Origin of the sequence: Streptomyces hainanensis, from assembly GCF_004348415.1 — a bacterium.
Classification (GTDB): Bacteria; Actinomycetota; Actinomycetes; order Streptomycetales; family Streptomycetaceae; genus Streptomyces; species Streptomyces hainanensis.
The window spans coordinates 1-8,893 of sequence record NZ_SMKI01000330.1 but is presented as its reverse complement, the minus strand read 5'-3'; the positions used below and the strand labels follow the sequence as shown (position 1 = coordinate 8,893).

The 8,893-nt window shown below is 74.6% G+C and carries 9 protein-coding genes; 4 read left to right on the top strand and 5 right to left on the bottom strand.

The features are described from left to right. On the bottom strand, nucleotides 1–1,997 hold a 1,997-nt coding region (ftsH, locus tag E1283_RS25695; protein WP_207930522.1), incomplete at its 3' end, for an ATP-dependent zinc metalloprotease FtsH. Nucleotides 1,998–2,165: 168 nt separating this feature from the next. Here ftsH and E1283_RS25690 point away from each other — a divergent pair. Beyond that, nucleotides 2,166–2,591, top strand: coding sequence for a hypothetical protein (locus tag E1283_RS25690; RefSeq protein WP_132820529.1), 426 nt, complete (start codon nucleotides 2,166–2,168; stop codon nucleotides 2,589–2,591). 28 nt (nucleotides 2,592–2,619) lie between these two features. Here the strand turns inward: E1283_RS25690 and E1283_RS25685 are convergent, their stop codons facing one another. From E1283_RS25685 to E1283_RS25670, 4 genes are all read right to left on the bottom strand, one after another. Then, a complete protein-coding gene (locus E1283_RS25685) occupies nucleotides 2,620–3,036 on the bottom strand; it encodes a MerR family transcriptional regulator (protein ID WP_132820528.1) in 417 nt (138 codons plus the stop codon). After that, nucleotides 3,037–4,062 (bottom strand): MDR family NADP-dependent oxidoreductase, encoded by a 1,026-nt coding sequence (locus E1283_RS25680; protein ID WP_132820527.1) that lies wholly within the window; start codon nucleotides 4,060–4,062, stop codon nucleotides 3,037–3,039. It lies immediately after the preceding gene. A gap of 46 nt (nucleotides 4,063–4,108) precedes the next feature. Then, nucleotides 4,109–5,359 carry a Cmx/CmrA family chloramphenicol efflux MFS transporter gene (locus E1283_RS25675; RefSeq protein WP_132820526.1) on the bottom strand — a complete coding sequence of 417 codons (1,251 nt, stop codon included), beginning with the start codon at nucleotides 5,357–5,359 and terminating at the stop codon, nucleotides 4,109–4,111. A gap of 173 nt (nucleotides 5,360–5,532) precedes the next feature. Beyond that, a complete protein-coding gene (locus tag E1283_RS25670) occupies nucleotides 5,533–5,910 on the bottom strand; it encodes a hypothetical protein (RefSeq protein ID WP_425086224.1) in 378 nt (125 codons plus the stop codon). 108 nt (nucleotides 5,911–6,018) lie between these two features. Here E1283_RS25670 and E1283_RS25665 point away from each other — a divergent pair, with 108 nt between their 5' ends. The 3 genes from E1283_RS25665 (at nucleotide 6,019) to E1283_RS25655 (ending at nucleotide 8,876) form a co-directional block, all read left to right on the top strand. Next, a complete protein-coding gene (locus tag E1283_RS25665; RefSeq protein WP_279571293.1) occupies nucleotides 6,019–6,966 on the top strand; it encodes a MurR/RpiR family transcriptional regulator in 948 nt (315 codons plus the stop codon). Between the two features lie 79 nt (nucleotides 6,967–7,045). Continuing rightward, entirely contained in the window at nucleotides 7,046–7,960 is a 915-nt protein-coding gene (gene murQ, locus E1283_RS25660) for an N-acetylmuramic acid 6-phosphate etherase (protein WP_132820523.1), read from the top strand. Beyond that, on the top strand, nucleotides 7,953–8,876 hold the full coding sequence (locus E1283_RS25655; RefSeq protein WP_132820522.1) for a phosphotransferase family protein: 924 nt from the start codon (nucleotides 7,953–7,955) through the stop codon (nucleotides 8,874–8,876). The genes murQ and E1283_RS25655 overlap by 8 nt, the downstream gene beginning before the upstream one ends. Nucleotides 8,877–8,893: the final 17 nt, after the last annotated feature.

Genomic DNA, 8,893 nt, shown 5'->3' with positions numbered 1-8,893 from the left:
CTGGTCGGCTCCGGCGGCACCGGGCTGCCCTCCCCCGCCTGGCCTGGGCCGTGGTCGCGGAGGATCTGCAGCACCACGGAACCGTCCACGGTCTCCCGGGCCACCAGCATGTCGGCCAGCCGGTCGAGGGCGGCGCGGTGGGAGCTCAGCAGGTCGACGGCCCGCTGCTCGGCCTCCCGCACCAGCCGCGCCACCTCCTCGTCCATGGCCCGCTGTGTCGCCTCCGAGTACGGCCGCCGCAGCATCTCGTCCAGGCCGTGCCCGCCGAGGTACTGCGGGGTGCCGTCCGCGTAGCCGATCGGGCCGAGGGCGGAGGAGAGGCCGAACTCGCGGACCATCCGGGTGGCGATCTGGGTCGCGCCGGCCAGGTCGTTGGCGGCGCCGGTCGAGCCCTCGCCGAAGACCACGAGCTCGGCGGCGCGGCCGGCGAGCCGCACGGTGAGCAGGTCGGTCAGGTAGCTCTCGCTGTAGAGGTGGCGCTCGGACTCGGGCAGCTGTTCGGTGACGCCGAGCGAGGGCCCGGCGGGCAGGATGGTGACCTTGCTCACCGGGTCGGCGTGCTCGCAGACGGCGGCGGCCAGCGCGTGGCCCGACTCGTGCACGGCGACCGAGCGGCGCTCCTCGGGCAGCAGCGCGTTGGAGGAGTCGCGGCGGCCGAGCAGCACCCGGTCGCGGGCGGCGTCGAGGTCGCCGGCGTCGACGGTGTCCCGGTCGGCGCGGACCGCGTTGATGGCGGCCTCGTTGACGAGGTTGGCGAGGTCGGCCCCGGAGAAGCCGGGGGTGGCGCGGGCCACCACCTCCCAGTCGACGTCGTCGGCGACGTGCTTGCCCCGGGCGTGCACCCGCAGGATGGCGGAGCGCTCGGCCTGGTTCGGCAGCGGCACGGTGACCTGGCGGTCGAAGCGGCCGGGCCGCAGCAGCGCCGGGTCGAGCGCCTCGGGGCGGTTGGTGGCGGCGAGCACCACGATGCCGCTCCGGGGGTCGAAGCCGTCCATCTCGGCGAGGAGTTGGTTGAGGGTCTGCTCGCGCTCGTCGTTGCCGCCGGGGTGGCTGCCGGCGCGGCGGGCGCCGAGCGCGTCGATCTCGTCGATGAAGATGATCGAGGGGGCGCGCTTGGACGCCTCCTGGAAGAGGTCGCGGACCCGGGAGGCGCCGACGCCGACGAACATCTCGACGAACGCGGAGCCGGTCACGGACAGGAACGGCACCTCGGCCTCGCCGGCCACGGCGCGGGCCAGCAGCGTCTTGCCGGTGCCCGGCGGGCCGACCATGATCACGCCGCGCGGCCCCTTGGCGCCGGCGGCGGCGTAGCGCTCGGGGCGGCGCAGGAAGTCGACGACCTCGCTGACCTCCTGCTTGACGCCGTCGTAGCCGGCCACGTCGCCGAAGCGGGTGGTCGGGCGTTCGGCCTCGATGATCTTGGCGCGGGAGCGGCCGATGCTGGAGAGGCCGCCGCCCAGCGAGCCGGCGGCACGGCGCCCCATCCACACGAAGAAGCCGATGAGCAGCAGCACCGGCAGGAAGACGAAGAGCAGCGCGAGCAGCGTGTCGCCGACGCCGCCGGCCCGCTGCTGGCTGCCGGTGATCTTGACGTGGTGCTCCTGGAGCCGGCCGGTGAGGGCGTTGGTGTCGAGGGCGGTGGGGATCTGGCTCGTGAAGTGGCCGCCGCTGTGGTACTTGCCCTCGATGCCGCCGCGGTCGTTGATCGTCACCGACTTGACCTTGTCGTCGTTCACCTTGCCGAGGAAGTCGCTGTAGGAGAGCGAGGGACCCTCGCGGCCGGGCACCAGCAGCAGCACGAGGAAGGCGACGGCGGCGAGCACCACGATCAGCGGCCACAGCCAACGCCGCCAGCCGGCCGGCGGCTGCGAGGGGTCCGGCGGGTTCCGCCGGCCCGACCCGTCGGGCTTGCCGTCCGGGGGGCGCCCGGACGGAGGTCCTGACGCCGTCGACCTGCCGAGCAGGTGGCGGGGCCAGCGAATACGTGCAGCGATCACCGGGCGGCTCCGTTGGTTTTTTGCCCGGGTTTGACCGTATCAGCGGTGGTGCGGTGCCGCTCCGCCGAGCGGTCCGTTCGGGGGCCGGCCGCCGGAACGCGCGGTCGTTGCGGGGTGGCGGCCGGTGCGGCCACCATGGCGTGACGCCTCGACTCGCGGGAGTAGACCGTGCCAGAGCCCCCCTGGGAACCGACCGGGCGGCCGGGTGACTTCGGGCCGCTGGGTCCGTGGACCCTGGAGCGGACGGAGTACCTGGGCCGCACCGACGCGCCCGTCCGTTGCCTGCCGGTCGTGCTTCGCGGCCACGTGATCGGCTACCTCTGGGGCTCGGAGACCGAGGATGCCGCCGGCTACGTCAGCAGGGCGGGCACCGGAGCGGTCGGCTTCGACGCCGGCGGGCCGTGGCTTCGGCGGTTCAGGGAGGCCAGGGACGCCGGCCTCTCCGGGTGGGAGGCGGTGCAGCTCTGGATCGGCGAGCCGGCGGACCCCCGCGCGGGAGCGATCCCCGCCGACGCCGCGGAGTTGGCCCTGCCGGACTCGGCGGCCGCGCGGCGGCTCGCCAGGTCTGCCGACGACTACGCACGACGGCGCTGACGATCACGGTGCCGAGAGGGTCGGCGGCTCAGCGCCGCGTCCCGGGGTGGTCGCGGACCAGCGCGCGCAGCGGTTCGCCGGCCCGCTCGGCGAGCGTGTCGCGGAGCCGGGTGAGGCGGTCGATGCGCGCGTCCAGGTCGGCGAGGCGACGGCGGATGACGGTACGCGGCAGCGGGCAGGTCTCGGAGCCGGCGGTCAGGTCGGGCGGCGGGCCGCTCGCCGGTTCGACGCTTACCCGCCACGCGTCGACCAGCGTGCGGACGTCCTCGATGGTCAGCCCCGTGGCCAGCATCTCGCGGATCGACCGCAGCCAGTCGACGTCCGCCGGCTCGTAGCGGCGGTGCCCTGACGTGGCGCGGCGCGCCGTCAGCAGGCCGCGCTGCTCGTAGTACCGCACCGCGCGCGTCGTCAGCCCGGCCGCCGCCGCCACCTCGCCGATCCGCACCTACACCTCCACCAGCACGGACCCCAGGTGCCGGCCGGCAAGCAGCTCGCGCAGCGCGGCGGGCGCGCGGTCCAGGCCCGCGAGCCTGACGTGCGGGAACGCGAGCCGGCCGGCCCGCAGCCCATCCCCGAACTCTCGCAGGCCCTCGGCGACCACGTCCAGGTGGTGGTAGCCAGGCACCCCGCGCAGCGTGATACCGCGGGCCAGCAGGGACGACGTGTCGACCTCGACCGGCGACCGCATGCCGCCGGTGGCCTGCACCGACATCGCCCCGAGCAGCGCCACCCTGGCCCTGGGCCCGGCCAGTGCCAGGGCCGCCGTCAGCTGTTCGCCGCCCACCAGGTCGAGGACGACGTCGATCCCGTCGGGCGCGGCGGCCCGCAGCCGCTCCTCGAACGGCTCCTCGCCGCCGCGCAGCACGACGTCGTCGTAGCCCAACTCCGCGACCAGACGCTCGCCCTTGGCCGCGGAGCCCGTGGTGCCGATCACCCGCCCGGCGCCGCGCAGCCGGGCGAACTGGCCGGTGAGCGTGCCCACTCCGCCGGCCGCGCCGGTGACCAGCACGGTGTCGCCGTCCCGTACCTCGGCGCCCCTGGTCACCGCGATCCAGGCGGTGGCCGCCTGCGAGAGGTGCGCGGCCGGGTCGTCGAACACGGTCGGGTCGAGTGGCTGGACCGCGGCGGCGTCCAGCACCGCGTACTCGCGCCAGCCGAGGCCGTGTTGGACCAGATCGCCGGGTGCGAGGCCGGAGGCCCCCGGTCCGAGGGCCACCACCTCGCCCACCGCGGGGCCCGTCATCGGCTCGCCGACCGCGAGGGACGGCATGGAGGCCTCGAGGTCGAGGTCCTCGTTCATCAGCGTCCTGGTGACCGCCACCACGGCCATCAGCCGGTTGCGCACCAGCACCTGCCCGGGGCCCGGCTCGGGCACCGGGCGGGTCACCACGTCGAAGTACGCGTCGGCGGGCTCGACGCCCGGCGCGGGACGGGCGGCCAGGTGGATCACGCGGTGGGTGGCGGCGGTCATGGGGTGCTCCAGGTGACGGGCTGAGGATCGCTCGGACCCGGCAACGCTAGAACTTGACGCTTACGTCAGATGCAAGCTCGTGCCGCGCCACCAGCCGGGAGCCGCGCGAGGCGCGGGACTGGAGCCAGGCGCAGCCCAGCGCGCCCAGCACCAGGATGGCGCCGACCCACGCCGTCCAGGCGTAGCCGAGGCCACCGTCGATCACCAGGCCGCCGGCCCAGGGGCCGATGGTGTTGCCGGTGTTGAAGGCGGAGGTGGCGGTCGCGCCGGCCAGGGTCGGGGCCACGGCGCCGGCGAGGTTGAAGATCCGCGCGTTGAGCCCGGGCGCGCAGAGGAAGGAGGCGAAGCCGAGCACCCCGGCCAGCGTCACCACGGCGGCCGGCACCGAGACCAGCAGCCCGACCAGGGCCAGGACGCCGGCGGCCGTGCCGAGGCCCGCGTAGAGGGTGCCGAACATGTGCCGGTCGGCCAGCCGGCCGCCGAGCACGGTGCCGCCGAGCGCGCCGACGCCGTACAGCACCAGCGCCACCGGCACCCAGCTCTCGGACAGGCCGGACTCGTCGGTGAGCAGCGGCGCCAGGTAGGAGAAGAAGCAGAAGGTGCCGCCGGCGAACAGCACCGTGGTCACCACGGCGAGCCAGACCAGGCGGTCGCGGTAGATCCGCAGTTCGTCGCGGAGCCGTGGGCCGCCGCTCGCCTCGGCCCGCGCGGTGTGGGGGACGAAGAGCAGCACGCCGACCAGGCCGACGGCGGAGAGCAGCGCCACCGCCCAGAACGCCGAGCGCCAGCCCAGGCTCTGGCCGAGCACCGCGCCGCCGGGCACGCCGGTGATGTTGGCCACGCTCAGGCCGCCGATCATGACGGCCATCGCGCGTGCCCTGGCGCCCTGGGGCACCAGCGAGATGGCGACGGCGGCGCCCACGGCCCAGAAGCCGGCGCAGGCGAGCGCGCTCACCACCCGGCAGGCGAAGAGCAGCGCGTAGTTCGGCGCGAGCGCGCCGACGACGTGGCCGACCGCGAACACGGCGAGCAGCCAGACGAGGGTCACCCGGCGTGGCAGTCGTTGGGTGGCGGCGGCGAGCACCGGCGCGCCGACCACCATGCCGATCGCGAAGGCCGATATCAGCAGGCCGGCGGTGGGGATGGAGACGTCGAGGTCGTCGGCCACCTCGGGCAGCAGCCCGGAGAGCATGAACTCGGAGGTGCCGAGCGCGAACACGGCGCCGCCGAGGACGTAGACGGCGAGGGGGAGCCGCGCGGGCGGAGCGAAGCGGGCAGGCGGGGAATCTGGGGACACGTCCCGTTGCAACGCGGCGCCGCGCGCGGCGCATTCCCGGCAGCTCGCCCATTCGACGGGTTTCGGCCGTCCGCCGTTGGCCCGATCACTGAAAACGGGCCCGAACGGCGCCGGAACGGGCGCCCTCGGTCAACACCCGGTCTGCACCCGGTCAACATCCGGTCAGCCTCGGATCAGCTGCGGGCGTCGGCGAGCGAGCCGAGCGGCGCCACCTCCCGGCCCGTCACCCCGCACACCCAGTGCGGGTTCTCGCCCAGCTCCGGCTCCAGATCCAGGGCGTGCGGCTCCCCCTCGGGGGGCACGGGCTGGCAGAACGGGCACAGCGGCCAGCGCCCGCGGTGTTCGAGAAGGGCGTCCTGCATGTCCTGGGCGAGCAGCCCGGGCACGAAAACCGCGCCCTCCGGCCACTGGTCGGACCACCAGCGCCGATGGGAAACTGCTTTCTCCAACATGGAAACTTCCTTCGGACCGGCCAGCCCGTCCGCGGTCAGATCCGCCAGCACCAGGGCCCTGCCCCGGTGAATGGCCTCTTCCGAAGTCGGCTCCTCCATACAGACCATTGGACCACCACCTGGCACACCAGCGGATACCAACCAGCGCTTCACGGGGGCTTGACGGACCCTCGCTCCCGAAAATACGTTTCGCCTGTGAGGAATGCGATGAAGGAAAATTTCGTCCGACGTGTCGGCAGACCCCGACCCGTCGCGGCCGTCGCACCCCGCCCCGCTCCCCCGGAGCCCGGGGCGCTCGCCGCGAAGGTGCGCACCATGGCACCCTCCATGACCCGATCCATGCAGCGTGTGGCGGAGACCGTCGCCGGTGACCCGGCCGGCTGCGCGGCGCTCACCGTCACCGGCCTCGCCGAGCGCACCGGCACCAGCGAGGCCACCGTCGTCCGCACGGCCCGGCTGCTCGGCTACCCCGGCTACCGGGACCTGCGGCTGGCGCTCGCCGGGCTCGCCGCCCAGCAGGCGTCGGGCGCCGCCCCCGCGGTCACCGCCGACATATCCGTCGACGACCCGCTCAGCGACGTCGTCGCCAAGCTCGCCCAGGACGAGCGGCAGACCCTCACCGACACGGCGGGGGCACTCGACCTGGCACAGCTCGAGGCGTCGGTCAGCGCGCTGGCGTCCGCCCGCCGGATCGACGTCTACGGCATCGGCGCCTCGTCGCTGGTCGCCCAGGACCTGGCGCAGAAGCTGCTCCGCATCGGCCTGGTCGCGCACGCCCACGCGGACCCGCACCTGGCCGTCACCAACGCGGTCCAGCTCCGCACCGGTGACGTCGCGGTGGCCATCACCCACTCGGGCCGGACGGTGGACGTGATCGAGCCGCTCCAGGCGGCGTTCGACCACGGCGCGACGACGGTGGCGATCACCGGCCGGCCGGACGGCGAGGTCACCCAGTACGCGGACCACGTGCTGACCACCTCGACCGCCAGGGAGAGCGAGCTCAGACCGGCCGCGATGTCCAGCCGTACCAGCCAACTGCTGGTGATCGACTGCCTGTTCATCGGTGTCGCGCAGCGCACCTACGAGTCGGCCGCGCCCGCGTTGCACGCCAGCTACGAGGCGCTGGCCCACCGCCACTCGCCGCGCGAGCGCTGAACCCGATGCCCCGCACGGCCGTCGTCCCCCGCCTCGTCCCGGCCCCCCTCGGCCGAAAACATGGAGAGCCGAAACCCGCATGTCCACGGACTTTGACTCGCTGACCACCGAGGCCTACCGGCCCGAACTCGCCGACATCGACCGGCTGTCGACGCTGGAGATCGCCCGCACCATGAACGCCGAGGACGCCCTCGTCCCGGCGGCGGTGGCGGCCCAGCTGCCGAGCATCGCGGCCGCCATCGACGCGGCGGCCGAGCGGATGGCCAGGGGCGGACGCCTGCTCTACCTGGGTGCGGGCACCGCGGGCCGGCTCGGGGTGCTGGACGCCAGCGAGTGCCCGCCCACCTTCAACACCGACCCCGGTGAGGTGATGGGCCTCATCGCCGGCGGCCCCGAGGCCATGGTCTCGGCGGTCGAGGGCGCCGAGGACAGCGAGGAGCTGGCCGCGGCCGACCTGGCCGCGATCGGCGTCACGGCCGACGACGTGGTGGTGGGCGTCTCGGCCTCCGGGCGCACCCCGTACGCGGTCGGCGCCGTCCGGTACGCGAGAACCAGGGGGGCGCTGACCGTCGGCGTCTCCTGCAACCCCGGTTCCCCGCTGGCCGCCGCCGCGCACCACGGCATCGAGGTGGTGGTGGGCCCCGAGCTCGTCACCGGCTCCACCCGGTTGAAGGCGGGCACCGCGCAGAAGCTCGTGCTCAACATGATCTCGACCATCAGCATGATCCGGCTCGGCAAGACCTACGGAAACCTGATGGTCGACGTGCGCGCCTCCAACGAGAAGCTGCGGGCCCGCTCGCGGCGCATCGTCCACCTGGCGACGGGCGCGCCGGAACCGGTGATCGAGGCGGCGCTGACGGCGACCGGCGGCGAGGTGAAGAACGCGATCCTCACCATCCTCGGCCGGGTCGACGCGGACACGGCCGACCGGCTGCTCGCCGACAGCCACGGCCACCTGCGGGCCGCGCTGGCCGCGGCCGACGCGCGTGGCTGAACCGCCGGCGGGCCTCGCCGGGGCCGGCCTCTCCGCCGCCGAGGTGGCGGAGTGCGAGCCACTGAGCGGCGGCACCTACAACACCCTCCACCGCCTGCGGCTGACGGACGGCCGCCGACTGGTCCTGAAGCTGCCGCCGCCACCCGGCACGCCGGGGCTGACCCACGAGCGTGGACTGCTCCTCGGCGAGGCCGAGTTCTACCGGGCCGCCGCCCGGGCCGGGGCGCCGGTGCCGTCGGTCGTGTCGTTCGACGAGGACCACCTGCTGATGACGGAGTGCGCGGGCGTCTCCTGGCAGCAGGCCCCGCCCGCCCCGGGCGCGGACCACTCGCGGCTGCGGCACGAACTCGGCGCGCTGGTCCGCCGGCTGCACGCCGTGCCCGGCCCCGGCTTCGGCTACCCGAGCGGCGCGGTCCCACCCTCGGCCGACTGGCGCGGCACCTTCACCACCATGCTGGACACCGCCCTCACCGACGCCGACCGCTACGCCGCACCGCTACCGGCGCCGGTGGCCCGGATCCGCGCCCTGGCCACGGCGGTCGCCCCGGCGCTCGACGAGGTCACGGCGCCGGCCCTCGTCCACTTCGACCTGTGGGCCGGCAACATCCTGCTGTCGAACGGTCGGATCAGCGCCCTGATAGACGGCGAGCGGATGTTCTGGGGCGACCCGCTCGCCGACTTCGCGTCCCTCTGCCTGCTGACGCCGCTGGACGACGACCTCCTCGCCGGCTACGGCGCGGCGGCCCTCTCCCCGACGGAGCGCCTGCGGATGGCTCTCTACCGGACGTACCTCCACGTCATCATGCTCACGGAGGGCGCCCCGCGCGCCTACCCCGCGGCTCACGTCGCCCGGACGATACGCGAGGTCACGCCGCACCTCCGCCACGACCTGACGCAACTCGCGGCCGCGGCCTGAGCCTTTTTCCCCCACCC

Excerpts from the sequence above, each read along its gene's own strand:
- E1283_RS25680 (WP_132820527.1), bottom strand. The coding sequence starts at position 4,062 with ATGACCGCCGCCACCCACCGCGTGATCCACCTGGCCGCCCGTCCCGCG.
- E1283_RS25670 (WP_425086224.1), bottom strand. The coding sequence starts at position 5,910 with ATGGAGGAGCCGACTTCGGAAGAGGCCATTCACCGGGGCAGGGCCCTG.
- E1283_RS25665 (WP_279571293.1), top strand. The coding sequence starts at position 6,019 with ATGAAGGAAAATTTCGTCCGACGTGTCGGCAGACCCCGACCCGTCGCG.
- murQ (WP_132820523.1), top strand. The coding sequence starts at position 7,046 with ATGTCCACGGACTTTGACTCGCTGACCACCGAGGCCTACCGGCCCGAA.